Origin of the sequence: Halomonas halodenitrificans DSM 735 (assembly GCF_000620045.1) — a bacterium.
Taxonomy (GTDB): Bacteria; Pseudomonadota; Gammaproteobacteria; order Pseudomonadales; family Halomonadaceae; genus Halomonas; species Halomonas halodenitrificans.
On sequence record NZ_JHVH01000025.1, the window covers coordinates 12,278 to 37,927 of the forward strand.

The window sequence follows — 25,650 nt, forward strand, 5'->3', positions numbered from 1 at the left end:
ATGTCCAACGCGATGCTGACGGTCGATGGTCTGCAGTATTCCAACTGGTCGCGTGAGATCTTCGAGCAGATGCGCGAGGGCGGCGTCGACGCCGTCCACGCCACCCTGGTCTACCATGAGACTATCCGCGAGACGCTCTCGCGGATGGGCGAGTGGAATCGCCGCTTCGAGGAACACGCCGACCTGATCATGCCGGTGCGTCAGCCCGGCGATATCCGGCGCGCCCGGCAACAGGGGCGCATTGGCATCTTCCTGGGTGCCCAGAATTGCTCGCCCATCGAAGACGATATCGACATGGTCGAGATCATGCGCGACCTGGGCTTGCTGATCATGCAGCTCACCTATAACAACCAGAGCCTGCTGGCCTGCGGTTGTTACGAGGCCGAGGACAGCGGCATCACCCGCTTCGGACGCCAGGTGATTCGCGAGATGAACCGCGTCGGCATGGTCATCGACATGTCACACAGCGGCGAGCGCTCGACCCTGGAGGCCATCGAGCTGTCCAGCCGGCCGGTGATCATCTCGCATGCCAACCCGGCGAGCTTTCATCCGGCCAAGCGCAACAAGTCCGACAAGGTACTCAGGGCCATCGCCGAGTGCGACGGCCTGCTGGGGTTCTCGGCCTATCCGTTCCACCTGAAAAACGGCCCGGACTGCACGCTGGCCGAGTACTGCGAAATGATCGCGCGCACCGCCGACCTGATGGGCGTGGAGCACCTGGGAATGGGCACCGACCTGTGCCAGAACCAGCCCACCTCGGTGCTTGAATGGATGCGCAACGGCCGCTGGTCGAAGGACATGGACTACGGCGAAGGCAGTGCCACCAATGCCGGCTGGCCCGCACCGCTGCCCTGGCTGCGCGACAGCCGCGACTTCCCCAGTTTGATCGGCGGCCTGCGTGACGTCGGTTTCAGCGAAAGGGAGGTCGCCGGAATCATGGGGCAGAACTGGGTGGCCCTGCTGGAGCGTACCGCCACGCCCCGGCAATGCCTGAACCAGGCCGCCTGAACGGACAGCATCACCCGTTACAACCATAAGAATGACACACAGAGGCCTCGTTCCTATCCGGTGTTCGGGGTCCTCTCGGGAGCTTCGAGATGATCGACCGTGTTTCTCCGCTCGAGGAGAGTCTGCGCCTGCGTGCCCCGGAGCGGGTCATGGACCTGGAGCGCCTGGGCAGCCTGCACCCCAGCCGCCTGAGCTTCGTGCGCAGCCTGATGCGTCAGATGGCGCGTCAGCGCTGGCAGATCAGCACCACGCGTTTCGATCTCGATGATGATGGCCATGGCACGGCCATCTATCGTCTGCAGACACCGCGCGGGCGTTATCATGGCGTGATCTTCTCCCAGCCGCTGCCCGACACGGCGCGCTCGGACCGCGTCATCGCCGAGGCCTGGGACGTCACCTTCGGCGTGGTCGAGGGCGATGTGGACGCCGCCCTGCTCGAGCAGATGGCGGCCAACGTGCCGCTGCAGGAGGCCGGCCGCCAGCACCCGCGCCTGCTGGTGCTATCCCGGGCCAACCGCAGCCTGCGCAACTTCGCGGCCTTCACCGAGGCGCTCGGTGCCGGCCGCCAGCCTGACCCGCAATGGATCACCCGGGTCGGCTACCTGTATCGCACCACGGCGGTCTATGGTAACGGCAAGTTCGGCATCGCCGACTTCGACCGCCTGCGTGACAACCCGGACTTCCAGCGACCCTTCTCGGCTCAGATGCTGGGGGTCTACCTGCTGCGCCACTTCTCCATCGAACAGATCGAGCACATCGCCAGGCGCCGGCCACCGCCATCGGCCTGGCCGCCTCGCTGAAACGCTATCTGGGCATCGGTAACTCCACCGGACTCGGCATGGCCCCGTTTCTGATCAACCATCCTCAGTTGATCGAACAATGGGTCGAGAGCCGCGAGCAGGCGCTGGCCCAGATCAGTGCCCAGCAGCCCGATGAGGCACAGCGTGCCGCGCTGATGGCACTGATCAGCCGGGCCCAGCGCCACCTGGAGCAGACCGTCACTGAAGACGAGGAGCAGAGCGCGCGCAACGTCGAAACGGCGGCGGCCCTGCCCGAGGTGCGCATCTGGCTCGAGCAGGTACCGCTGACCGACGATCTCTGGCAGGAGCTGATCGAGTGGGGGCACCGAAGCCTGTCGCTGGAGACCCAGGAGCTGATCAATACCCTGCTGCTGGAGATCTATCCGGACATCGTCGAACCCTTCGAGGATCGCATGGGCGTCGATGAGCGTCTGGAGTTGACGCCGGAAATGCCGCTGGTGCGCCTCAAGCAGCTGATCGAGACCCACTATGACTGGGCGCTTTCCTACGACTTCGATGATCCCGAGAATCGCTACTGGTTCTGGTACCGCTCCGTCGAGAAGGAGGAGCCGCGGCTCGGGGTGCGCGGCAGCGAACCCGGTGCCGACCGCGAGCTCAAGCTGGCCATCGCCCCGCGGGTCGCGGACACCCATCGGGTCATCACCGATTATCTGAGCGATCACCCCCGTGCCACGACGGTGGATTTCCTGATCCAGCATTCGCGCCACAAGGACATCGTGCGTCGCATTCAGACCATGGTCGAAACGCCTTTCGGCGAGATTCGCGCCAACCTCTGGGCCCGCGACATGAAGCCCATGCATCTGTTGCGTACCAAGTTGTCATTCTTCGGCGCCAGCCGCTTCGATCCCAAGTCGGATCGTTGGGTACGCATCACGCTGTTCCAGGGCGCACCGCTGATCGAGGAGCTCAACGCCGAGCCCGAGGATCTGCGTGCCTTCGACGACTGGAGCTTTCCGCTCGAACCATCGACAAGCCACGCCGAGGACATACCCACCACCATTACCACCGGAGTCGTGACATGAAGGTCTCCTACAACGAGCTGCAGGGGCTGTGCCGCAAGGCCTTTCTGGGCATGGGCTTCGAGGACGGCGACGCCAGCGACGCGGCCGACATGGTCGCCTGGATGCAGCTTCACGAGCTTGACGGGCTGGAGGCCCTCAACCGCGGCCTCGATTACCTGCTGGCCGAGCAGCATGCCCAGGAGCAGGCGCCGGTGCAGCTCTATGCCGATGGTGATCTCGCGGTACTCGATGGCCAGGGGCACAGCGTCCTCAGGAGCTCGAGCCTGGCGCTGGAGCTCGGTTTCGCCAAGGCACGCGCCCGGGGATTTTCGGTGATCAAGATCCGGCGCTGTCACAATCGCCAGCTGATCATGGGCTATCTGGCCCGTATCGCCGGGCGGGGCATGAACGTTACCGCCTTCTGGCGCAACGCCCAGGCCCCGCAAGGCGACGGCAACGGAGAGCCACCGCTCACCGAGCAGGTCGTCGGCTTTCGCGCCAACAGCTCGGTGCCCGAGATCCGTGTCTACGCGGTGACCCAGGTGCCCGAGGAAAACGAGCTCAATGACGGCATCACGCTGGTCTTTGCCAACCACGTGAACCTGCTGCCCTCGATGCGCTCCGAGTTCGACTACGACCTGTTGGCCCGCCACGAGGAGTCGACGCTGCTGGCCTGCCGCGAGCGGGCCATGCTGGATGGTATTCCCATCAATGATGGCGTGTGGAACCGACTCAAGGATCTGGCAGCACGCATTCTGGTCGAGTCCACCGATGCCTCTCGCGGCGGCGCCGGGGCCGGAACCACCGACAACGATTGAGCGGTCATCATTTAGAGGCGCATGTCACTGCTCGGAGATTGTCCAGGCTTGGGGCAAGTGCCACTATGATAGGGATGATGCACACCGGCATCCGAGATGCGGGAAGCTGCCGATACTCGAGGCCCCATAACAACCATGACAATGAGCTCGTTATGACCGTGGAAAACTCTCAAGCGAAGCGTCGCCGCGGCAGAACCCGCGGCCGGGAGCTGGCCCCGTTGGCGCTTGCCGGGCTGCGTAGTCTGCTGGGCGACGAGCGCAGTGATTCTAGCCTGCGGCGTCGCGATCGGTTGATCGAGCACCTGCATGCCATTCAGGATGCCCAGGGGCATCTGGCCATGGCCGAGCTGCGGGCGCTGGCCGCCTACATGAACCTGCCCATGGCGGCCATCTACGAGACCGCGACCTTCTATGCCCACTTCGACGTGGTCCACGATGATCAGGCATCGCCGCCCGAGGTGACGGTGCGGGTCTGCGACTCCCTCGCCTGCCAGCTGGCCGGCGCGGCGGGACTGAAGGCCGAGCTGGAGGCCGGCGCCGACCCCGCAAGCGTGCGCGTGGTGCGGGCCCCCTGCATGGGGCGCTGTGACAGCGCCCCGGTGGTGGAGGTGGGGCATCATCATGTGCGCTATGCCACGGCGGCGGGCGTCGAGGCGGTGGTAGATACCGGTCACTTCCATCCCGAGACGATCCTCTGGCAGCGCCTGGCCGACTATCGCGAGGCCGGCGGCCATCGTCTGCTGAGTGCCTGCCGCGACGGCGAGGTGAGCGTCGAGTCGCTCAGCCAAGCGTTCGAGCATGCCGGGCTGCGTGGCCTGGGCGGCGCCGGCTTTCCGTTGTATCGGAAGTGGCAGGCGGTCCGCGCCGAGCCCGGCCCCCGCTATGCGGTGGTCAACGCCGACGAGGGCGAGCCCGGTACCCTCAAGGACCGCGTCTATCTCGAGCGTGAGCCCCATCGCTTCCTGGAGGGGGCCCTGGTCGGCGCCTGGGTGGTGGAGGCCGAGGCGCTCTATATCTATCTGCGCGACGAATATCCCGGCCTGCACCGGGTGTTGGCCGAGGCGATCGAGGAGCTGGAGACCGCCGGACTGGTGGCGCCGGGCTATATCGTGCTGCGTCGCGGCGCCGGCGCCTATATCTGCGGCGAGGAATCGGCGCTGATCGAGTCCCTGGAGGGCAAGCCCGGCAAGCCCCGTCATCGTCCGCCCTTCGTGGCCCAGAAGGGGCTCTTCGACCGTCCGACCCTGGTCAACAACGTCGAGACCGTCTATTGGGTCCCGCGAATCTGGGAGCAGGGGGCCGAGTGGTTCGCCGCCCAGGGCCGCCACGGCCGGAGTGGGCTACGCAGCTTTTCGGTCTCCGGGCGAGTCAGGCGCCCCGGGGTGCATCTGGCCCCGGCGGGCATCACCCTGAGCGAGCTGCTGGAGGAATATTGCGGCGGCATGACCGAGGGGCATCGCCTGCTGGGCTATCTGCCCGGCGGTGCCTCCGGAGGCATCCTGCCCGCCAGCAAGGCGGATATCCCACTGGATTTCGATACCCTTCAGGAACACGGCTGCTTTATCGGTTCGGCGGCGATCGTCGTGTTCTCGGACCAGGATGACCTGCGTGCCCTGGCCACCAACCTGCTGGCCTTCTTCGCCGATGAATCCTGCGGGCAGTGCACACCCTGCCGAGTGGGAACCGAGAAGATGCTCACCCTGCTCGAACGCGACAGCTGGGATGTCCCGCAGCTCGAACGCCTCGCCCGGGTGATGATGGACGCGTCCATCTGTGGCCTGGGGCAGGCGGCGCCCAACCCGGTGATCAGCCTGCTGCGTGACTTCCGCGGCGAGCTTGCCGGCCGCAACCTGATCGCCAAGGGGTGAGGAGGCAGAGATGAGTGACCCGAATGTAATGGAGCGCTTTACCCTGAGCCTGGACGGCACCGAGGTCAGCGCCTGGCCCGGAGAGACCCTCTGGCAGGTGGCCAAGCGTGCCGGCGAGACCATTCCCCACCTGTGCTTCAAGGACGCCCCCGGCTATCGTGCCGATGGCAACTGCCGCGCCTGCATGGTCGAGATAGAGGGTGAGCGGGTGCTCGCCGCCAGCTGTATCCGCCAGGCCGCCCCCGGCATGGTGGTGAAAAGCGCCGGCTCCGAGCGGGCCCGCGAGGCGCGGGAAGAGGTGCTGGCGCTGCTGCTGGCCGACCAGCCCGAACGCGATGCAAGCCCCGACCGGTCGAGCCATCTCTGGGCCATGGCCGACGGGCTTGCCATCGATGCCGCGGCGGTGCGCGAGCGCCTGCCGGCCCGGGCCGAGCGGGCGTCGCCAACGGTGCATCATGTTGCCGAGCGGGCGAGCTCACTGCCCCATGCCCGGGGGCATGACGCCAGCCACTCGGCGATGAACGTCAACCTGGACGCCTGCATCGAGTGCGGCCTGTGCGTGCGTGCCTGTCGTGAGGTGCAGGGCAATGACGTGATCGGCCTGGCCCATCGCGGCGCGGCGGCCAAGATCGTCTTCGATTTCGATGACCCCATGGGGGAGAGCACCTGTGTGGCTTGTGGCGAATGCGTCCAGGCCTGTCCCACCGGGGCGCTGATGCCGGCGACCCTGGTCGACGACGCGGGCCGCGGCGACTCCGCCGTGGCCGATCGCCGCGTCGACTCGGTCTGCCCCTACTGCGGGGTGGGCTGTCAGCTGACCTACCACGTCAAGGACGAGCAGATCCTCTTCGCCGAGGGGCGTGACGGCCCTTCCAACCAGGGGCGGCTCTGCGTCAAGGGCCGCTTCGGCTTCGACTACCCCAATCATTCGGCGCGACTGACCCGGCCGCTGATCCGCCGGGAGGGCGTCGCCAAGAGGGTCGACCCCGATTTCGACCCGGCCGACCCCCTGACCCACTTCCGGGAGGCGAGCTGGGAGGAGGCGCTGGACCTCGCCACCGAGGGGCTCACCGCACTCAAGGCGAGCCAGGGTCCCGAGGCGCTGGCCGGCTTCGGCAGCGCCAAGTGCTCCAATGAAGAGGCCTGGCTGTTCCAGAAGCTGGTGCGTACCGGGTTCGGCTCCAACCACGTCGACCACTGCACCCGGCTGTGCCATGCCAGCTCGGTCGCCGCCCTGATGGAGTGCCTGGGTTCCGGCGCCGTCACCGCCTCCTTCATGCAGGCGCTCGAGGCCGATGTGGTGATCCTCACCGGCTGCAATCCGGCGGTCAATCATCCGGTAGCGGCCACCTATTTCAAGCAGGCGGCCAGGAACGGCACCCGGCTGATCATCCTCGACCCCCGCGGCCAGGCGCTGGATGCCTATGCCTGGCGCAGCGTGCGCTTCTCGCCGGGCGGCGATGTGGCGCTGCTGAATGCCATGTTGAACGTGGTCGTCGCCGAGGGCCTTTACGACCGGGCCTATATCGATGCCCATACCGAGGGCTTCGAGGCGCTGGCGACGAGCGTGGTCGACATGACCCCCGAAGCCATGTCGCCGCTGTGCGGCGTGGAGGCCGCCACCATCCGCGAGATCGCGCGTGCCTACGCCACCGCCGACGCGGCGATGATCTTCTGGGGCATGGGGATCTCCCAGCATGTCCATGGCACCGACAACGCGCGCTGCCTGATCTCCCTGGCACTGGCTTGCGGCCAGACCGGGCGGTCGGGAACCGGCCTGCACCCGCTGCGTGGCCAGAACAACGTCCAGGGGGCCTCGGATGCGGGCCTGATTCCCATGGTACTGCCCGACTATCAACCGGTAGGCGACGCTCAGCTACGCGCCGCCTTCGAGGAGCTGTGGAACACCGAGCTTGACCCCGAGCCGGGGCTCACCGTGGTGGAGATCATGGATGCCATCCAGGCCGGCACCATCAAGGGCATGTATATCCTCGGCGAGAACCCGGCGATGTCCGACCCGGACCTCAACCATGCCCGCCAGGCGCTGGGGGCCCTCGAGCACCTGGTGGTGCAGGACCTGTTCGTGACGGAGACCGCCCAGTTCGCCGATGTCATCCTGCCGGCCACCGCCTGGGCGGAGAAGGATGGCACCGTCACCAACACCAATCGCCAGGTACAGCTGGGGCGTGCCGCCGTGGCCCCGCCGGGAGAGGCGAGGCCCGACTGGTGGATCATCCAGGAGGTGGCGCGGCGCTTCGGCCTGGGCTGGAATTACGAGCACCCGCGGGAGGTGTTTGCCGAGATGAAGCACGGCATGCACTCCCTGGATCATATCAGCTGGGAGCGGCTCGAAAGGGAAGGCTCGGTGACCTACCCCTGCCCCGGCGACGATGTGCCGGGCGCGGACGTGGTGTTCAGCGACGCCTTCCCGCGTGCCGGCGGCCGGGCGGCGTTCTCGCCCACTCGGCCGCTGCCACCGGATGAGCCGGTGGATGCCGACTACCCGACGGTGCTGACCACCGGACGACTGCTGGAGCACTGGCACACCGGCGCCATGACGCGGCGCAGCCGAGTGCTCGATGATCTGGAGCCGGAAGCCGCGGCCAGCCTGGCGCCCGCCGAGCTGGGGCGTCTGGGGGTGGCACCGGGAGAGCCGATCACCATCGCCACCCGGCGCGGCACGATCACCCTGATGGCGCGCTCCGACCCGGGCATGCCCGAGGGCATGGTGTTCGTGCCCTTCGCCTTCGTGGAGGCGGCGGCCAACCTGCTCACCAACCCGGCGCTGGACCCCTTCGGCAAGATACCGGAGTTCAAGTACGCGGCCTGCCGGCTCTCGCCGGCGGCGTCCTGACCACCAGCACCACGCCGGCGATGGCGATGGCCATGCCGGCCAGCGATGCGGGCGGCAGGGATTCCTCGAACAGCCACCAGGCCTGCAGGGCGGTGACCGGGGGCACCAGGTAGAACAGGCTCGCGACCCGGGAGGCCTCGCCGCGCTGGATCAGCGCCATCAGCAGCAGGATGGCGCTGATCGAGAGCACCAGCACCAACCACCCCAGGGTCAGGGCGAAGGTGGGCGTCCACACCACGCTGCGCTCCTCGAAGAGCGCCGCACCCAGGCCGAACAGCGCCACCGTGGCCAGGTACTGAACCACGGTGCCCGAGAGCAGTGGCATGCCGGTGCAGTAGCGCTTCTGATAGAGCGTGCCGCCGGTAATGCCCAGCAGCGCGACCAGCACGGCGCCCAGTGCCCCCAGGCCGAAGCCCTGGAAGAGGCCGTCGCCCGGGTCGAGCTTGCCGCCCAGCACCAGGACGACCCCGGCCAGTCCCAGCAGCAGTCCCAGCCACTGACGCGGCGCCAGCCGCTCGCCCAGCAGGGGGCCGGCGAGGCCCGCCGTGAGCAGCGGCTGCAGCCCTACCAGCAGCGAGGCGAGCCCCGCCGGCATGCCCAGGTAGATGCCGTAGAAGACGCCCCCCAGATAGGCCCCGTGCACCAGCAGCCCCGAGACGGCGATATGCCCCCATAGCCGCGCGCCGTGGGGCCACTCGCCGGAGAGCCAGTGGGCCAGGGGGGCCAGCAGTACCAGGGTCAGGGCAGAGCGAATGAACAGGAAGGTGAAGGGCTCGCTGTAGGGCAGGCCGAACTTGGCGCCGATGAAACCGGTGCTCCATAGCGCCACGAACAGCAGCGGCATGGCGGCGAGCCACAGGCGATGGGAGGGCATGGCTGACATTCGAGCATCCTTGCGTTGGGGAAGGGGCATTTTCGCCTCTCGCCTTCGAGATTGCCAAGCCTCTGGTCGTTGCGCCGGGCATTGGTCCTTTGGTCGTAGGCTATTATTTTCTGGAAAATTGGTCAGACCAACATTTTGTCATTGCTTACAATATATTGGCGCCGATATCCGTGAAGATGCTGGCGGGTGACGGTCGCGGCAGCGTTGAATCGTGTCGTTGGCCGAGCACGGGGCTTTCGCTAGTTTTCCACAGAGCGCACGTGCGCTTCTCGTTCCGTGCTCGATGGAGTCGAGCGTGGGTCTTCGGGGTCGCTGCAGCGCCTCCGAACGGCGAATCGATCCAGGGAAGATAACAACAAGACTCGGTCGTGTCCCCGCTGGGCCGGCCACCGTCATCTGGAGTTTATCTCATGCAAGACGACAAGCAGCCGTCACGCATCATGACATCACCCGGCGATACAATTACTGGCCAGCGCGAGCCAGACCGTCGCCGCTTCCTCAAGGCCGCCGCCGTCGGTTCTGCCGCCGCGGTGGCGGCTCCCTGGATCGGTAACGCCCAGGCCCAGGAGGGGATTCGCATCCGCATGCAGTCCTCGTGGCAGCCGGGTACCGTCGGCTATCGAACCTTCGAGGCCTGGGCCAAGGGGGTCGTCGAGTCCACCAGCGGCGAGGTCAATATCGAACCCTTCCCCGCGGGTGCCGTTGCCGGGGCCTTCGAGGTCGCCGATGCCGTACGCAACGGTGTGCTCGACGGCCAGAACTGGTTTACCGTCTACTGGCCAGGCAAGATGCCGGCCGGCGTCTTCCTGACTGCCTATCCCATGGGGCTATCCTTGCCTCACCAATGGGACATGATGTTCGGCGCCTACGGCGGCCTGGATATCGCCAAGGACCTCTACCGCAAGCAGGGCCAGGAGCTGCTGGGCTATGTCCACCACGATCTCAACCTGATCCACTCCAAGGTGCCGCTGCGCAGCTTCGATGACTTCGACGGCGTCAAGATTCGCATGCCTGGCGGGATCGTCGCCGAGACCTTTGCCGCCATGGGGGCACGCACCACGCTGTTGCCCGGTTCCGAGGTCTACCCGGCACTGGAAAAGGGCACCATCGATGCCGCCGACTTCACCGGTGCGGCGGTCAACTTCGAGCTGGGCTTCTGGCAGGTGGCCGATTACATCATCATGGGCCCGCCCTCCACGCCTTGCCTGCACCAGTCAGTCGACCTGATGGATATTGCCGTCAATCGTCGCGTTTTCGAGCGCATGTCCTCCCAGACCCAGGACCTGATGCATGACCTGGTAGCCGCTTACTCCCGCGAGCACTATGCGGCGATTCAGAAGGCCAACGCCGAGGCCTGGCCCCAGTATCGCGAGAAGGGCGTGGAGATCATCCACCTGTCGGAGGAAGATGCCACCCGCTTCCGCGAAGTCTCCATTCCGCTGTGGTTCAAGTGGGCCAACAAGGACCCGGATGCCGCACGCCTGTTCAAGGCGCATCTCGATACCATGATGGATCCCGCGGTGGCACTGATCACCCCTGAAGACATCAAGGACTACGAGCTCAACGTCTGAGCTGCCGGCTCGACACTGCCGGGTGTTGCGGTCCGGGGACCGTAACACCCGGTGTCCCGGGCATATCGTTCAACCCCGCATTGGTCGGGTCGCCGATCCGTCGCTATCGCCGGGAGGTGATGGCATCGCGGAGGAGTCTTCATGAATCTAGAGATCAACTTCATCCTGCCGCACTGGCTCTACTGGTCGGTGCTGGTCCTCCTGCCGCTGGCGGTCATGTTCTTCGTCGACCGCAGCTTCCGCCGGGGAGCCAGCATCGATGGCGGCGAGATCGCCGAGGTGCCGGCCGGTGAGGAGGTAGAGGTCGGCTACCGGCCTCCCGGCAACGTCTTTACCCTGCTCATCGATCGCGTTTCCGGCTTCTTCGGCCGTTACGTGGCCTACTGGTCGCTGATTGCGCCCTTCGTGTTCGCCTATGAAGTGCTGATGCGCTATGCCTTCAACTCGCCGACCAACTGGGCTCATGAGTCGATGACCCTGATGTTTGGCATGCAGTACCTGATGGCCGGCGCCTTCGCCCTGCGCGAAGGCGGCCACGTGCGCGTGGATATCCTCTACCAGCGCGCACGGCCGCTGACCCGGGCGGCCCTGGACCTGCTGACGTCGGTGTTCTTCTTCATCTTCACCCTGGCGCTGCTGGTCACCGGCTGGAAGTTCTTTTCCCAGTCGGTGAGCGACCGCCTCTTCTTCGGTTCCAGTTATGCCAACGAGGTCTCCTTTACCGAGTGGGCCGTGCAGTACTACCCGGTGAAGTTCATGCTCTTCTTCGGGGCACTGCTGCTGTTGCTGCAGGGCATTGCCCAGCTGATTCGCGACGTCCAGGCATTTCGACATCACCGCGCACGGGAGGGGCGGGGGCGTGGCTTCGCCCATCTGCTGGTGGCCCTCGGCGTGGTGCTGGCCGCCTGGACCCTGTTCGAGATGGTCAATATCGCCGTCACCGACTATGAGAGCCTCGCGGGCAGTCTCGAGAACAGCTTGAGCCGCGTGGGCATCGGCGGGCTGACCCTGCTGATGTTCGGCACCCTGATGGTGGTGCTGGTGGCGGGTCTGCCCCTGGCCTTCGTGACCGGCGGCCTGGGAGTCGTCTTCCTCTACCTGGTCGGCGACCAGGCCATGCTCAACCTGATGCCCTCGCGTATCTTCCCGATGATGACCAACTACCAGCTGTCGGCGATTCCGTTATTTATCTTCATGGCGTCGGTGCTGGAGAAGGCGGGGATCATCGAGGAGCTGTTCGATGTCGTCTACAAGTGGATGGGGGGACTCAAGGCGGGCCTGGCCATCGCCACGGTCATCGCCTCGACGCTGCTGGCCGCCATGGTGGGGGTGATCGGCGCCGCGGTGGTGACCATGGGGCTGATCGCCCTGCCGGCGATGCTCAAGCGAAACTATGATCCCGAGATCGCCATTGGTTCCATCATGGCCGGCGGCACCCTGGGTATCCTGATTCCCCCCTCGATCCTGGCCATCATCTACGGCGTCATCGCCCAGCAGTCGGTAGGGGAACTCTATCTCGGCTCGCTTCTCCCCGGCCTGCTGCTGGCCTCCATGTATGGTTTCTACTGCTGGATGCGCGGCACCCTGAACGTCAACATGGCACCGCCGATGCCGGTCGAGGACCGGGTCGACATGGGCGAAAAGCTGCGCCTGCTGCGCAATATGCTGGCCCCCATCGTGCTGGTGGTACTGGTGCTGGGAATCATCTTCACCGGCATCGCCACGCCGGTGGAGGCGGCCGGCATCGGCACCTTCGGGGCCCTGGTGGTGGCCGCGATGCACCGGCGCCTGACATGGCCCAACCTGCATGCCGCCTGCATGACCACCTTGGTGGCGTCGGCCATGGTGATGTGGATCATCTTCGGTGCCAGCATCTTCGTCGGCTTCTATATCCTTCAGGGGGGTCAGACCTTCGTGCAGGAGCTGATCACCGGCGCGGGCCTCGGCCCCTATGCGGTGCTGGCGGTGATGATGGTGTTGCTGGTCGCGCTGGGCATGTTCCTGGACTGGGTGGGCATCCTGCTGCTGGCGGTGCCGATCTTCGTGCCGCTGATCAAGGGGCTCAGCTTCGATGGCGTATTCGGCCTTCCCGGGGTGGCGCCCGCCGATGTCTCGCTGTGGTTCGGGGTCATCTATCTGGTCAATATGCAGATGTCCTTTCTCAGCCCGCCGTTCGGCTACGCACTCTTCTATATCAAGGGGGTGTGTCCCCCCCATATCACCATGGCGCAGATCTTTCGTTCCTCGTTCCCCTTCCTGGCGCTGCAGGCGGTGGGCCTGTTGCTGGTGATCCTGTTCCCGGCACTGGTGACCTGGTTGCCCAATCTGGCCTATGGCTGAGGGTGTTTTGTTACATTCCCACACAAAATGATCTGAACTCCCTCGGCCGAGGGTCGTCACAGGGAGGCACATACATATTGCAGTACCCTTGGAGGTATCTATGAAACGCATGACTGCTCTGTTCTCCGCCGCCCTGCTCAGTGCCGGCCTGCTAACCGCCACTGCCCACGCCCAGGAGGACTCCGCAGCCAATGCCACCGGGCAGGCCCAGGCCACTGCGCCGGCTCAGGACTTCTCCGATGCCCAGCTCCAGCAGTTCGCCGACGCCTCTCAGGAGATCGCCGTGTTGTCCCAGGACTACACCGAGCGCCTGCAAGCCGCCGAAGGGGAAGAGGCACAGCAGGAGGTGCGCATGGAAGCCAACGAAGAGATGGTCAACGTGGTGGAAGACAGCGGTCTCGACGTGGATACCTTCAACGCCATCGGTCAGGCCATTCAGCAGAATCCCGAGCTGATGAAGCGCGTTCAGGAAATGGCCCAGTCGTAAGACTCGCCCGATCTACTGCCGACTCCCATCGGCATTCCTGGCCACCCTACGGGGTGGCCTTTTCATGGTACGCCAGGCAGGGCGGCCATGACTCCCGCGATGACCGCGCCTGATAGGGCCGTCGCCCAGGCTGACTACGCGGACGCCACCCCGTGCCATCGTCGTGCCCGCTATTCGGCGGCGTTGTCGTTCGCCATGTCGCGAATATCGAATTCATTGAAGGCGTCGAGCGGGTCGATGAAGGCGATGAAGAGCGTACAGGCTTCCTCGGACCGGCAGGTGACGCTATGGGGCTTGCGTGCCGGGCCATGGGCATAGGTGCCGGGGTTAAGCATGACCGGCTCCTGGCCATCATAGGTCACCTCCATCTCGCCCGAGACCAGCACCATGCGCTCCGGCGAATTGTGCCAATGGCGGGCGACCTCCGCTTTGCCGGGCACACGATAGAAGATGTCCACGTTCGGTTCGGCCGGCTCGCCATGGAGCACGGCGATTTCGCAGCCGTCGGGCATGAAGGCCGGACAGCCGCCCCACTCGAGCGAGGAGGCATTGGCGGTACGAGCGATGGCCTGTTCCTGCGCCCAGGACGAGGGAGCGGCGGTGATCACTAGCAGGGCTCCCAGTGCCAGGAGCGGATGCCTTGCAATATGCAGTGTCATGTCATCCTCCTTCGAGTCGTTAGTGTCTCTGGTGCGATCGAATGAGACCCGATGCATGGGAAAGGCTCGCACCGAGGGCGGCCTCACAGCTAGTTCACGATCTGAACCCGGCCGATATAGTTTCTGAACTCCCCGTTGAGCAGTGGATCTGCCAGACTTGGAGGAAGACCAGGGTAAGAAAAGAGCCCACGATGACGAATGCGAGCTATCGGCAGTTCTGTCCCGTCGCCATGGCGGCGGAGACGTTATGCACGCGCTGGACGATCGTTCTCTTGCGGGAGCTGGTCGCCGGCTCCACTCGCTTCAACGAGCTGCGTCGCGGCGTGCCGCGGATGTCACCGGCACTCTTGTCGAAACGCCTTTACGAGCTCGAGAGCGCCGGGATCATCGTGCGCGAGCCACTGTCGCCGGGGGCGGATATCAATGTGTATCGACTGACACAGGCTGGCCGGGACCTTCAGTCGGTCATCGAGGCCATCGGCATCTGGGGCCAGAAGTGGGTCGAGACTGAGCCGTCGCTCGACAATCTCGATCCCGAACTCTTGATGTGGGATATGCGTCGCAATCTCGACACCGAGCCGGTGCCGGCGAACCGGACGGTGATCAAGTTCGTCTATCCCGAGTTGCCGGCGTCCCAGCGTAAATGGTGGCTCCTCGTCGAGCCTGATAGCAGCGTTGATCTCTGCCACATCGACCCGGGCTTCGATGTGGATCTCTACGTCTCGGTTGATCTACGCACGATGACCGAGATATGGATGGGACTGAAGCCAATCTGGCGAGCGGTCGAGGAGGGAAAGCTTACCATCGTCGGCCGTAGAGACCTGGCCGATTCCATGCAGGCATGGTTGGGATTCAGTCCCTTCGCCAAGGTGGAAAAGCTGGCCACTCGATAATCTCGTTATCCATCGGCGAGGCATTCGAACTTGAGGCCGAATCTAAGTCGGGTCGGGCGTTTCCATGGAAGGCGGCGAGGACCTCCAATTGATGCAAGTTGATGACACTCCTCCCACCTGAATCACCCTTTTGAATCAGCCATTTCGTGTTTCGCGGCCAGGGAACGGAAGGCCGTGCGGCCGAGGTGGTGCACTTCGACGGCCTCTGGAAAATCGGAAAGGGTGGCGGCCTAGGCGCTGTCGGCGTTCTTGTGAGCGTAAAAGGGAGTAGAGCATTTGCAAGCTGACAAGAAATGGACTTCAAGTACCCACAATTCACCAGTACAGACCTTGTACCATCCGCAGTACAGATCTTGTACTGGAAGCAAGGGCCATTCTTTCACAGGCTGATGGGTACAGGAGCGGGACGAAAAGGAAACAGCCACAGGTGCAGCGCTAATCCGGTTCACCAATATTGCTGCACCTAGCGGATAACGTCGTTATCCGAGGAGCAGGAGTCATGACTTCCCTTACGACAAGTTCCTCCTTACCCGAACAGGCCGTCACCGAGCTGCGCCAGAGTTTGCGCGGCGTCGCCTTGCTACCCGAGGATGTATCTTACGATCAGTCGCGAGCGGTATGGAACGCCATGATCGACCGACATCCGGCGATTATCGTGCGCCCTCGGGGGGCGGCGGACGTGATGGCGACGGTAGCCTTCGCCCGGGAGCAGGAGCTCGAGATCGCCATCAAGGGCGGGGGGCATAGTGTGGCGGGCAATGCCGCCTGCGAGGGTGGCATGATGCTCGACTTCACCGACATGACCTCCATCCGGGTCGATCCGGAGAAACGTGTTGCCCGGGTCGAGCCCGGCACCCTGATTCACGATCTCGACAAGGAAACCCAGGCCCATGGGCTGGCCACTCCCGGCGGGTTCATTTCTTCCACCGGTGTCGCCGGGTTAACCCTGGGCGGTGGCTTCGGCTATCTTTCGCGCAGATGCGGCTTGACCGTGGATAACCTGACGTCGCTGGATATGGTCACCGCCGACGCTAGATTTCTCCAGATCAGCCGTGATCGGCACCCGGAACTCTTCTGGGGGCTGTGTGGCGGCGGCGGCAACTTTGGCGTGGTGACTGCCTTCGAGTTCGCGCTACACGAACTCGGTCCTCAGGTGCTCGCCGGTCCGGTGGTACATGACTTCGCGGACGCGCCCCGGGTGCTGCGCGAGGTCGCTGATGTATTGCGCGAGGCGCCGGATGAAGTTTCCTGCCTGCCGGTGCTACGTTACGCACCGCCGGCGCCGTTCATTCCCGAGGCCTTTCACGGCAAGATGATCCTGCTATTGGCAATGATTCATGTCGGCGATCCCGCCGAAAGCGAGGCAGCGCTGGCTCCGCTGAGGCGGATCGGTAGGCCCATCGCCGATGCGGTCGGCCTGAAATCCTACACCGCCTTTCAGGCGATGTTCGACGCCACCGCCAACGCCGGTGCACGCAACTACTGGAAGGGCCACTATCTCAGCGAGCTGAGCGGGGAGGGTATCGACGTACTCTGCGAGCATGCCGGACGGATGCCTTCCAGGGAGTCGGTGGTGGGCATGCTGTCCCTGGGAGGTGAAGTTGCCCGCCGGCCCGCCGAATCGACACCCTATCCGCATCGCGACGCGGCCTGGGTGCTGAACGTTCAGGCCCGCTGGCGCGACGCCGCAGAAGACGAGCGCCATATCGCCTGGGCTCGGGAGACCTTCGATGCCATGGCGCCCTTCACCACCGGTGGCGTCTACGTCAACTTCATTAGCGGCGATGAAGGTGCGGCCCGGGTGCAGGCGGCATACGGCGATGTGACCTACACACGATTGGCGACACTAAAACGTGACTGGGATCCGGACAATGTCTTCCATCTTAACCAGAATATCGTGCCGACAAGCCAGGCAACATAAGTCTTCCCCGCAAGCCTCCACTGACTGCCGATGTCGAGCACCATGATGGAGGTCCGGTTATTACCTATCACAGCGGCAGGGAATGGCGGATATCACATCTCTGCCGCCATCCTGCTGGTGGCGGCGCATCTGCCTTGAAGATACTTGCTTTACAGCATGCCGGCACTCTTACAGACTTGCCGGAAAATGCCTGAGAGGGGAGAGGACGCATGGAAGTGGAATGGCTGGAGGTTCGGCAGCACATGGGGCGCTTCCCGCCCTTTGAGGCCTTTTCGGATGAACTGCTCGACGAGGTGGCCGCTCAGGTCGAGGTGGCCTACTATCGGGCCGGCAGCGATATCTGCGTCTCCGACCAGGAAATCGAGGCCCTGGGCTATGTGCGCAGCGGCGCCGTAGAGGTGCGGCGCCGCAACGGCGATCTCTACGATCGTCGCGGCGAGGGCGATATTTTTGGCCACTTCAGCCTGCTGCGAAAGCAGCGCGTGCGCTTCCCCGTACGCGCTCTGGAAGACTCCCTGATCTACTTTATTCCCGATGCCGTTTTCCAGCGGCTGTGCGAGGAAGACGAGCAGTTCGCCGACTTTGTCGAGGTGGAGCGGCCGCGGCTGGAAACCGCGGTGAAGCATCAGCAACAGCAGAACGACATGATGGTGACCCGGGTGCGCAAGCTGCTCACTCGCTATCCGCTGATGCTGGAAGTGGCCACCACGCTGCAGGAAGCCGCCGCCCAGGTCACCGACTTCGGCGCCTCGGCGGTGCTGGTTCTCGATGCTCCGGAAGAGAACGCACGCTATGTCTTTCGCGACAGCGAAGAGCGTACCTGGCAGGTGAGCGGCATTCTTACCGACAGCGATTTTCGTCGCGCGGTGGCCAAGGGGCAGGCGCCGGATACGCCGATCGGCGACGTGGTGGGGCCGTGGCTGGTGGCGATTCAATCCAATGAATCGGTACACGAGGCGATGCTCACCATGCTGCGCAACAACATTCATCACCTGCCGGTGATGCACCGCCGCGGCCCGGTGGGTATCGTGCACCTCTCCGATATCATTCGCTACGAGACCCACTCCAGCCTCTATCTGGTCAGCAATATCTACAGCCAGTCCAGCGCCGAGGGGTTGGCCAGGCTGGCGCCGGATGTGAAAGGCACCTTCGTGCGCATGGTCGAGGACGGTGCCGACTCGCGCATGATCGGCAGTGCGCTGTCCACCATCGCGCGCAGCTTCACGCGCCGACTGCTGGAGCTGGCCGAGGAGGAACTCGGGCCGCCGCCGGTGGAGTACTGCTACATGGCCATGGGCTCCATGGCGCGCAACGAACAGACCCTGGTCACCGACCAGGACAATGCCCTGGTGCTCGCGGACGACTTCGACCCCGAGCGCCACGATGACTACTTCCTGGCGCTGGCCAAGCGGGTCAGTGATGGCCTCGCCGCCTGTGGTTATGCCTACTGTACCGGCGATATCATGGCCACCAACCCTCGCTGGCGGCAGCCGCTGTCGGTGTGGAAGGGATACTTCCGGGACTGGATCCAGGCCCCGACCCCCGAGCGGCTGTTGCATAGCTCGATCTTCTTCGACCTGGATGCGGTCTACGGCGAGAACCGCTTCGTCGAGCAGCTTCAGGACCTGGTGGCATCCCAGGCCCCCCAAAGCAAGCTGTTCCTGGCGGCCATGGCGCGCAATGCCCTCAACCGCACCCCGCCACTGGGCTTCTTCCGCACCTTCGTGATGGAGAAGGATGGCAAGCACAATAATTCCATCAATCTCAAGCGGCGCGGCACCGCACCGCTGACCGACCTGATACGCGTCCATGCCCTGGCCTGTGGTTCACGATCCCAGAACAGCTTCGAGCGGCTGAACGACATCGGCCAGACCCGGCTGCTGCCGGATGGGGTCGAAGAGAAACTGCGTCACGCCCTGGAGTTTTTGACCCTGACCCGCATCCACCATCAGGTGGTCGATATTCAGGCGGAGGGAGAGCCGGACAACAATATCGAGCCGGAAAGTATCAGCGACAGCGACCGCCACACCCTGAAAGATGCCTTCCAGGTGTTGAGCAACGCCCAGAAGTTCCTCAAGTTTCGCTATCCGATCCCCAGTGCCGCCGAGCGGGGGCGGCGCTAGGTGGCCTTGCGTCGCTCACGCACCTCGCCCCCGGGCTGGCCCGAGTATCTCGCCGACCGCGCCGGCCGAGTCCGTCATCCGCTGCTGGGCGATTACTTTGCCGCCGGTTGTCCGGCGCCCGACACGCCCATCGGCGAGGCGCCGCTGGTGGCACTGGATATCGAAACCACCGGCCTCGACCCGCGTCGCCACGCCATCGTCAGCATCGGCCTGGTGCCCTTTACCCTGGCACGCATCCCGCTGCGCGAGGCGCAATACTGGGTGCTGAAACCCTATCGCGAGCTGACGGCGTCCTCGGTCACCCTGCATCACATCACCCATAGCGAGGTGAGGGGTGCACCCGATCTGGCCAACGTCTTGCCGGAGGTGCTGGCGGGTCTGAAGGGGCGGCTGGCGGTAGTGCACTATCGCCATATCGAGCGGTCCTTCATCGATTCGGCGATCCAGCATCGGTTGGGGGAGGGCCTGCTCTACCCGGTGATCGATACCATGTCGCTGGAGGCGCGACTGCATCGTCAGTCGCCGTGGGCGCGCTTTCGACGCTGGCTGGGGCGCCCGCCGGTGTCGATTCGCCTGCAGGCGAGCCGCGACCGCTATGGCCTGCCTGCCTACCAGGGGCATCATGCCCTGGTGGATGCCCTGGCCACGGCCGAGTTGTTTCAGGCCCAGGTGGCCAACCGCTTCTCGGCGGAGACGCCGCTGGGCGAGTTGTGGAGCTGAGGAACCGGAGGCCGCGAAGCCAGGGGTCGTGACACCCGACGCTGTGAAAACAGGCGTTGTGAAGTCAGGCGTTGTGAAAACAGAGTACCGGTGCAGGCCATTGGCCACAAATGCAGAGAGGCGGCCCAAGGGCCGCCTCTCTGCGTCTTGCCAAGCCAACGATCGGCTTGTTGATGACCGGCTTACTTGGCCTTGGGCTCCGTCATCAGGCCCTTGACGATGGCGTAACAACCCGCCAACAGGACCAGCGTGAAGGGCAGCCCGGTGGTCAGTGCCGCCGTCTGCAGCGCGCCGAGGCCGCCACCCAGCAGCAGGGCGATGGCGATGCCGCCTTCGATCAGCGCCCAGAACACGCGCTGGGGCTTGGGAGCATCGACCTTGCCGCCGGCCGTGATGGAGTCGATCACCAGCGAGCCGGAGTCCGACGAGGTGATGAAGAACACGATCACCAGCACGATCCCCACGAAGGAGGTGATGGAGGCCAGGGGCAGGTGTTCCAGCATGGTGAACAGCTGCAGCTCAAGAGCCGCATCCTGGACATCGGTGATGCCGGAGCTGATCACCTGATCGATGGCGGTAGTACCGAAGGCGGTCATCCACACCACCGAGGCCAGGGTGGGAACCACCAGCACGGCGATCAGGAATTCACGCACGGTACGACCACGGCTGACGCGGGCGATGAACATGCCGACGAAGGGCGACCAGGCAATCCACCAGGCCCAGTAGAAGGCGGTCCAGCCCTGGGTGAAGCTGGCGTCCTCGCGCCCGAAGGGCATGGAGAGCGCCGGCAGGTTCTTCACGTAGCCCATCAGGTTGTCGAGCACGCCGCTGGCGATCATCAGCGTCGGTCCCACGGCGATCACGAACACCAGCAGCAGCAGGGCCAGCCCCATGTTGAGCTGCGACAGGCGCTGAACGCCCTTGTCGACGCCGAGCATGATCGAGCCCAGGGCAACGATCGTGATACCCAGAATCAGCAGTACCAGGGTGACGTTGTTGTCGGGGACGCCGAACAGATAGTTGAGACCGGCCGAGGCCTGGGTGGCCCCCAGTCCCAGCGAGGTCGCCAGACCGAACAGCGTGGCGAACACCGCCAGGATATCGATCAAGTGACCGGGCCAGCCCCAGATGCGCTCACCCAGGATCGGGTAGAAGATCGACCGCATGGTCAGCGGCAGGCCCTTGTTGAAGGCGAAGATCGCCAGCGACAGGCCGACAATGGCGTAGGCGCCCCAGGGGTGCAGGCCCCAGTGGAAGATGGTGGCGGCCATGCCCAGCGAGATGGCGCCGGCCTGGTCACCCTCGGCGCCGCCCAGCGGTGCCCAGTCGGTACGCAGGCCATCCTCGCCCATGCTGATGCCGCCGAAGGCGGTGCCATAGTGGCCCAGCGGTTCAGACACGCCATAGAACATCAGGCCGATGCCCATGCCGGCGGCGAACAGCATGGCGAACCAGCCGGCGTAGCCGAAGTCCGGCTTGGCGTTGGCCCCGCCGATACGCACCCTGCCCATGGGGGTGAAGATCAACACCAGCGCCAGTATCACGAAGACGTTGGCACCCAGCAGGAATACCCAGGTCAGCTTGGTGGTCAGGAAGCTGAACATGGCGTCGAAGATCGGCTCCATCTGAGCCTGCATGGCCAGCGTCATGATCACGAACAGCAGGATCACGACCGAGGAGACCATGAAGACCGTGCTGTGTAGGTCGACGTTGATCCCCAGCGGGGATGCCTTGATATTATCCTGACCGATCACGTAATCCGTATCGATCAGATTCGCTGCCCCCTCCGGGGCCGGAATCCCCTCGGAACCCTTTTGCGGCTCCTGGGGGTTGTCATCGTTGGTCGAATTGGCCACGAGACGTCTCCCTTGCGGTTAATGGTAAGCGCAGATTCGAATTGTAGGTATGTGCAACTCTCGTTATCGGCGCGATTAGTCGTCATCCTCGGGGCGCACCAGGAAGACCGAGGCGTCGGTACGGCTGGCGACCTGGCTGCCGTTGGCAGGAATGACGATATCCAGGTGGTTGGGCGCATGGGTCGGCATCACGACCAGGTCGGCATCCACCTCATCGATGGCCTTGACCAGCGTGTCGACGAGGTCCGCCACGGGGTCGACCCGACTGATGGTTCGGCTGCTGACCGGCTGGCCATGCACGTCGCCACGCTGCTGGGCGAAGGCCTCCAGTTTCTGGGCATACTCCTCGGGCGTGCGTGCCACACTGCCGGGCGTATTGGCAGTAACGCCCACGTAGCAGACTTCGGCCTGATAGTGACGCGCCATGTCCGCGGATACCTTCAGCGAAGGTTCAATCTGCGTGATATGTGCCAGATCGACCGGCACCATGATCTTGTTGAACATGCGGTGGTCTCCTTTATTGCCACGGGATCTTCTTGCCACGAATCGTTAACGGCTGATGCTCGCCCGGGATGTCGACGGTAATGCCCTTCATTGGCGTGCTTCGGGACATGTCATTGTCGTGCTTCGGGACATGTCATTATCGTGCTTCAGGACATGAAAAGGGGAGGCACTGCGGTGCCTCCCCTGTGCATGGTCAAGCCTCATCCAGGGAAGAGCCTAGGTACGCGGCAATCAGGACGCAGCGTCGATCCACTCCTGCACGATGTCCTGGTTGTCCTCGACCCACTTCTGGGCTTCCTCGTAGGGGTCGTCGCCTTCTTCCTGCATCAGCATGACTTCGCCCATCGTCTCGTTGTCCCACTCGAAGGCGTCGAGAATGGCGAAGGCCTCGGGCATCTCTTCCTCGAGGTCCTGGCGGGCGATGGTGTGGATTTCCTCGGCGCCGCCGTAGGTCTCCTTGGGGTCGTCGAGGAACTTGAGATCCCAGCGAGCGAGCATCCAGTGCGGCGCCCAGCCGGTCACGGCGATGTCTTCCTCGTTGTTGATGGCGGTCTGCAGTGCCGCGGTCATGGTCGCGCCGCTGCCGCTGACCAGCTCGTAGTCCAGGTCATAGTCGTCGACGACCTTCTCGGTCAGACGCATGACGCCCGCGCCCGGGTCGATGCCGGTGATCTTGCCATCGAAGCTGTCGACATGGTCATTCATGTCGGCGATGGAATCGACTTCGCTGTAGGCGGGCACCACCATGCCGAGCTTGGCGCCTTCGAGGTTGGCGCCGAGGTCGACTACCTGGTCCCCGAGCTTGGCGAAGTAGTCTTCGTGGGTGATCGGCAACCAGCCGGCCAGGAAGGCATCGGTGTCACCCGTGGCGACCGATTGCCACATGGCGGCGGCGGACAGCGAGGACGTCTTGACGTCGAAGCCGGCCTGTTCAAGCACTACCTGCATCACGTTGGTCGAGGCGACGGTTGATGCCCACTCAACGTAAGACAGGTGAACGGTACCCTTGTCCTGGGCCTGGGCGGCACCGGCAGCAAGTGCGGTGCCGGCCGCGAGTGCGACGCCGGCCATACGAATACGACGGTTCAGAAGATGCTTCTTCATCGGATACCCCTTATTTGTATGCTTCGCTTACTTACCTTGACGATATCCCCCTTGAGTTTCAAGGGGCGGCAAGGCGTCAGGACTTGCGACCCTTGCGCAGGGACTGGGTGATACGGTCCAGCAGCATGGCCAGAATGACCACGGCGATGCCGGCTTCGAAGCCGTCGCCCGGGCGCAGGCGCTGGATCGCTCGCCACACTTCGCTGCCCAGACCATCGGCACCGATCATGGCGGCGATCACCACCATGGAGAGCGCCAACATGATGGTCTGGTTGATCCCTGCCATCAGCGTAGGCAGAGACAGCGGCAGTTGCACCTTCATCAGCTTCTGGCCCCGGGTGGCACCGTAGGCGTCGGCGGCCTCGATCAGATCGACGGGCACCTGACGGATACCCAGGGTGGTGAAGCGAATCGCCGGCGGCATGGAGAAGATCACGGTAGCGAAGATCGCCGAGACCGAGCCGATGCCGAAGAAGGGGATCGCCGGAATCAGGTAGACGAAGGCCGGCATCGTCTGCATGAAGTCGAGCACCGGCATGATCATCTTGTAGAGCCGCTCGGAGAGCGCGGCGGCGATGCCTACCGGCAGGGCGATCACCACCGCCACCAGGGTAGCGATCACCACCAGGGTGAGCGTCTCGATCATCGGGTCCCACAGGCCCATGTTCCAGACCAGTGCCATGCCGGCGGCGGCGCCGATCGCCAGGCGCATGTTGGCCACCCACCAGCACAGGCCGACGATGATCAGCAGCAGCGCCCAGGGCGGCAGCCACATCAGCGCATCGTTGAGGCCGTCGATGCCGGTCTGGGTGACGCGGGAGATGCCGCGGGTCACGATGGAATATTCGCTGGTCAGCCAGTCGAGGCCGCCCTCGATCCACTGGCCGAGGGGGATACGGGGTACGTCGATCGCCATTACTGGTCTCCTGCCGCTGCCGTGGGATTGTCGTCACTTGCCGCCGTGGGCTCGGTGGTCCGGGCCAGCTGGTCGATGACCGCGCCCTTGACGACCACGCCGAGCAGCCGCTCGTCGTCGTCGGTCACCGCGATGGGGAAGCCTTTCTCGCTGAACATGGCAAACAGGTTGTGCATCGGTTCCTGAAGGCCGACCTTGCGGAAGTCCTGGGTCATGAACTCGCCGATGCTGTCGGCACCCTGCTTGGCCGCCTGCTCCGCGGCATCCACCTCGAGCAGCCCCTGCAGCGTGCGATCGCGACCAACCACGTAGATGGAGTCGACGTTGTTTTCACGCATCTTGTGCAGTGTGGTGCGCGGGCCGTCGGTATCCCGCGCCACGGCACGCACCTTGCGCATGGCGTGCTCGGCGGTCAGGATCTTGGACATATCGACGCCCTCGATGAAGCGCTCCACGTACTCGTCGGCCGGCCGGGTCAGGATCTGCTCCGGGGTGCCGATCTGCACGATCTCGCCGTCCTTGAGCAGGATGATGCGGTCGGCGATGTTGAGTGCTTCATCGAGGTCGTGGGTGATGAACACCGTGGTCTTCTGCATGCGGCTCTGCAGTTCCTGCAGCTCCTGCTGCATGTCGCCGCGAATCAGCGGGTCCAGGGCCGAGAAGGCCTCATCCATCAGCAGCACGGTGGCATCGTTGGCCAGCGCCCGGGCGAGGCCCACGCGCTGTTGCATGCCGCCGGAAAGCTGGTTGGGGTAAGCGTCTTCCCAGCCGTCCAGGCCCACCTGCTTGAGCGACTTGCGCGCGATATCGGCGCGCTCCTGGGGGTCGATGCCGCGAATCTCGAGGCCGAACTCGGCGTTTTTCTGCACCGTGCGGTGCGGAAACAGCGCGAAGTTCTGGAATACCATCGAAAAATGGCGGCGGCGGCACTCCAGCAGTGCCTTGTCATCCAGCTGGGGAATGTCCTCGCCATCGATGACGATCTCACCCTCGGTGGGCTCGATCAGCCGGTTGAGGCAGCGGATCAGGGTCGACTTGCCGGAACCCGACAGCCCCATGATCACCAGCAGCTCGCCCTCGTAGACGTCGAAGTCGATATTGGACAGGCCCAGGGTCTGGCCGGTTTTTTCGAGGATTTCGGGGCGCTTTAGCCCTTCGTTGCGCATTTCGAGCGCCTTCTTCGGACTATTGCCGAAGACCTTGCTCAGGTTGCGAACCCGTATCTTGACGTTTCGGTTCTCGTTCATTGGCTTGCCTTCTTGTCAGTCCCTGGCGTAATACGAGCGGCACAGTATGTACCGGG

The 25,650-nt window shown here is 64.4% G+C and carries 20 protein-coding genes; 13 read left to right on the forward strand and 7 right to left on the reverse strand.

The genetic code is table 11. The features are described 5' to 3' along the window. The 6 genes from Q358_RS0111800 to fdhF all read left to right on the forward strand — a co-directional run bounded on the left by Q358_RS0111800 (nt 1) and on the right by fdhF (nt 8,370). Nucleotides 1–1,008 carry a dipeptidase gene (locus tag Q358_RS0111800; protein WP_027962197.1) on the forward strand — a complete coding sequence of 336 codons (1,008 nt, stop codon included), beginning with the start codon at nt 1–3 and terminating at the stop codon, nt 1,006–1,008. 89 nt (nt 1,009–1,097) lie between these two features. Beyond that, entirely contained in the window at nt 1,098–1,808 is a 711-nt protein-coding gene (locus Q358_RS18945; RefSeq protein ID WP_245598319.1) for a hypothetical protein, read from the forward strand. Nucleotides 1,809–1,846: 38 nt separating this feature from the next. Continuing rightward, nucleotides 1,847–2,851: a hypothetical protein gene (locus Q358_RS18950; protein ID WP_245598320.1), complete on the forward strand. Its 1,005-nt coding sequence runs from the start codon at nt 1,847–1,849 to the stop codon at nt 2,849–2,851. After that, nucleotides 2,848–3,648, forward strand: a complete 801-nt coding sequence (locus Q358_RS0111810; RefSeq protein WP_027962198.1) for a DUF3726 domain-containing protein — start codon at nt 2,848–2,850, stop codon at nt 3,646–3,648. Before Q358_RS18950 ends, Q358_RS0111810 begins: the two co-directional genes overlap by 4 nt. 152 nt (nt 3,649–3,800) lie before the next feature. Continuing rightward, nucleotides 3,801–5,516, forward strand: a complete 1,716-nt coding sequence (locus tag Q358_RS0111815; RefSeq protein WP_027962199.1) for an NADH-ubiquinone oxidoreductase-F iron-sulfur binding region domain-containing protein — start codon at nt 3,801–3,803, stop codon at nt 5,514–5,516. A 10-nt stretch (nt 5,517–5,526) separates the two neighbouring features. Further along, entirely contained in the window at nt 5,527–8,370 is a 2,844-nt protein-coding gene (gene fdhF / locus Q358_RS0111820) for a formate dehydrogenase subunit alpha (RefSeq protein WP_027962200.1), read from the forward strand. On the opposite strand, the gene Q358_RS0111825 is transcribed toward fdhF, so the two are convergent. Then, the gene (locus Q358_RS0111825; protein WP_084286547.1) at nt 8,330–9,253 is read right to left on the reverse strand and encodes a DMT family transporter; all 924 of its coding nucleotides are present in this window, start codon (nt 9,251–9,253) and stop codon (nt 8,330–8,332) included. The genes fdhF and Q358_RS0111825 overlap by 41 nt on opposite strands. Before the next feature lie 410 nt (nt 9,254–9,663). On the opposite strand from Q358_RS0111825, the gene dctP reads away from it, so the two are divergent. From dctP to Q358_RS0111840, 3 genes are all read left to right on the forward strand, one after another. After that, nucleotides 9,664–10,824: a TRAP transporter substrate-binding protein DctP gene (dctP, locus tag Q358_RS0111830; protein ID WP_084286548.1), complete on the forward strand. Its 1,161-nt coding sequence runs from the start codon at nt 9,664–9,666 to the stop codon at nt 10,822–10,824. Between the two features lie 141 nt (nt 10,825–10,965). Then, nucleotides 10,966–13,164, forward strand: a complete 2,199-nt coding sequence (locus tag Q358_RS0111835; RefSeq protein ID WP_027962203.1) for a TRAP transporter large permease subunit — start codon at nt 10,966–10,968, stop codon at nt 13,162–13,164. 100 nt (nt 13,165–13,264) lie between these two features. Beyond that, complete coding sequence (locus Q358_RS0111840) at nt 13,265–13,651, forward strand: DUF4168 domain-containing protein (protein WP_027962204.1); 387 nt, start codon at nt 13,265–13,267, stop codon at nt 13,649–13,651. Between the two features lie 170 nt (nt 13,652–13,821). Here Q358_RS0111840 and Q358_RS17360 read toward each other — a convergent pair whose 3' ends face one another. Continuing rightward, on the reverse strand, nt 13,822–14,310 hold the full coding sequence (locus tag Q358_RS17360) for a cupin domain-containing protein (RefSeq protein ID WP_051530352.1): 489 nt from the start codon (nt 14,308–14,310) through the stop codon (nt 13,822–13,824). A gap of 191 nt (nt 14,311–14,501) precedes the next feature. Here Q358_RS17360 and Q358_RS0111850 point away from each other — a divergent pair, with 191 nt between their 5' ends. From Q358_RS0111850 to Q358_RS0111865, 4 genes are all read left to right on the forward strand, one after another. After that, nucleotides 14,502–15,203, forward strand: a complete 702-nt coding sequence (locus Q358_RS0111850; RefSeq protein WP_027962205.1) for a winged helix-turn-helix transcriptional regulator — start codon at nt 14,502–14,504, stop codon at nt 15,201–15,203. Nucleotides 15,204–15,702: 499 nt separating this feature from the next. Beyond that, the gene (locus Q358_RS0111855) at nt 15,703–17,124 is read left to right on the forward strand and encodes an FAD-binding oxidoreductase (RefSeq protein ID WP_027962206.1); all 1,422 of its coding nucleotides are present in this window, start codon (nt 15,703–15,705) and stop codon (nt 17,122–17,124) included. 209 nt (nt 17,125–17,333) lie between these two features. Beyond that, nucleotides 17,334–19,247, forward strand: a complete 1,914-nt coding sequence (locus tag Q358_RS0111860; protein ID WP_027962207.1) for a DUF294 nucleotidyltransferase-like domain-containing protein — start codon at nt 17,334–17,336, stop codon at nt 19,245–19,247. Then, nucleotides 19,248–19,967, forward strand: a complete 720-nt coding sequence (locus Q358_RS0111865) for a 3'-5' exonuclease (protein ID WP_043488228.1) — start codon at nt 19,248–19,250, stop codon at nt 19,965–19,967. 182 nt (nt 19,968–20,149) lie between these two features. On the opposite strand, the gene Q358_RS0111870 is transcribed toward Q358_RS0111865, so the two are convergent. The 5 genes from Q358_RS0111870 to Q358_RS17365 form a co-directional block, all read right to left on the reverse strand. Further along, the gene (locus Q358_RS0111870) at nt 20,150–21,823 is read right to left on the reverse strand and encodes a BCCT family transporter (protein WP_027962209.1); all 1,674 of its coding nucleotides are present in this window, start codon (nt 21,821–21,823) and stop codon (nt 20,150–20,152) included. A 75-nt stretch (nt 21,824–21,898) separates the two neighbouring features. Further along, on the reverse strand, nt 21,899–22,327 hold the full coding sequence (locus Q358_RS0111875; protein WP_027962210.1) for a universal stress protein: 429 nt from the start codon (nt 22,325–22,327) through the stop codon (nt 21,899–21,901). A 231-nt stretch (nt 22,328–22,558) separates the two neighbouring features. Continuing rightward, on the reverse strand, nt 22,559–23,431 hold the full coding sequence (locus Q358_RS0111880) for a glycine betaine ABC transporter substrate-binding protein (protein ID WP_027962211.1): 873 nt from the start codon (nt 23,429–23,431) through the stop codon (nt 22,559–22,561). A gap of 76 nt (nt 23,432–23,507) precedes the next feature. After that, nucleotides 23,508–24,341: an ABC transporter permease gene (locus Q358_RS0111885; protein ID WP_027962212.1), complete on the reverse strand. Its 834-nt coding sequence runs from the start codon at nt 24,339–24,341 to the stop codon at nt 23,508–23,510. A 5-nt stretch (nt 24,342–24,346) separates the two neighbouring features. Further along, nucleotides 24,347–25,594 carry a quaternary amine ABC transporter ATP-binding protein gene (locus Q358_RS17365; RefSeq protein WP_051530353.1) on the reverse strand — a complete coding sequence of 416 codons (1,248 nt, stop codon included), beginning with the start codon at nt 25,592–25,594 and terminating at the stop codon, nt 24,347–24,349. Nucleotides 25,595–25,650: the final 56 nt, after the last annotated feature.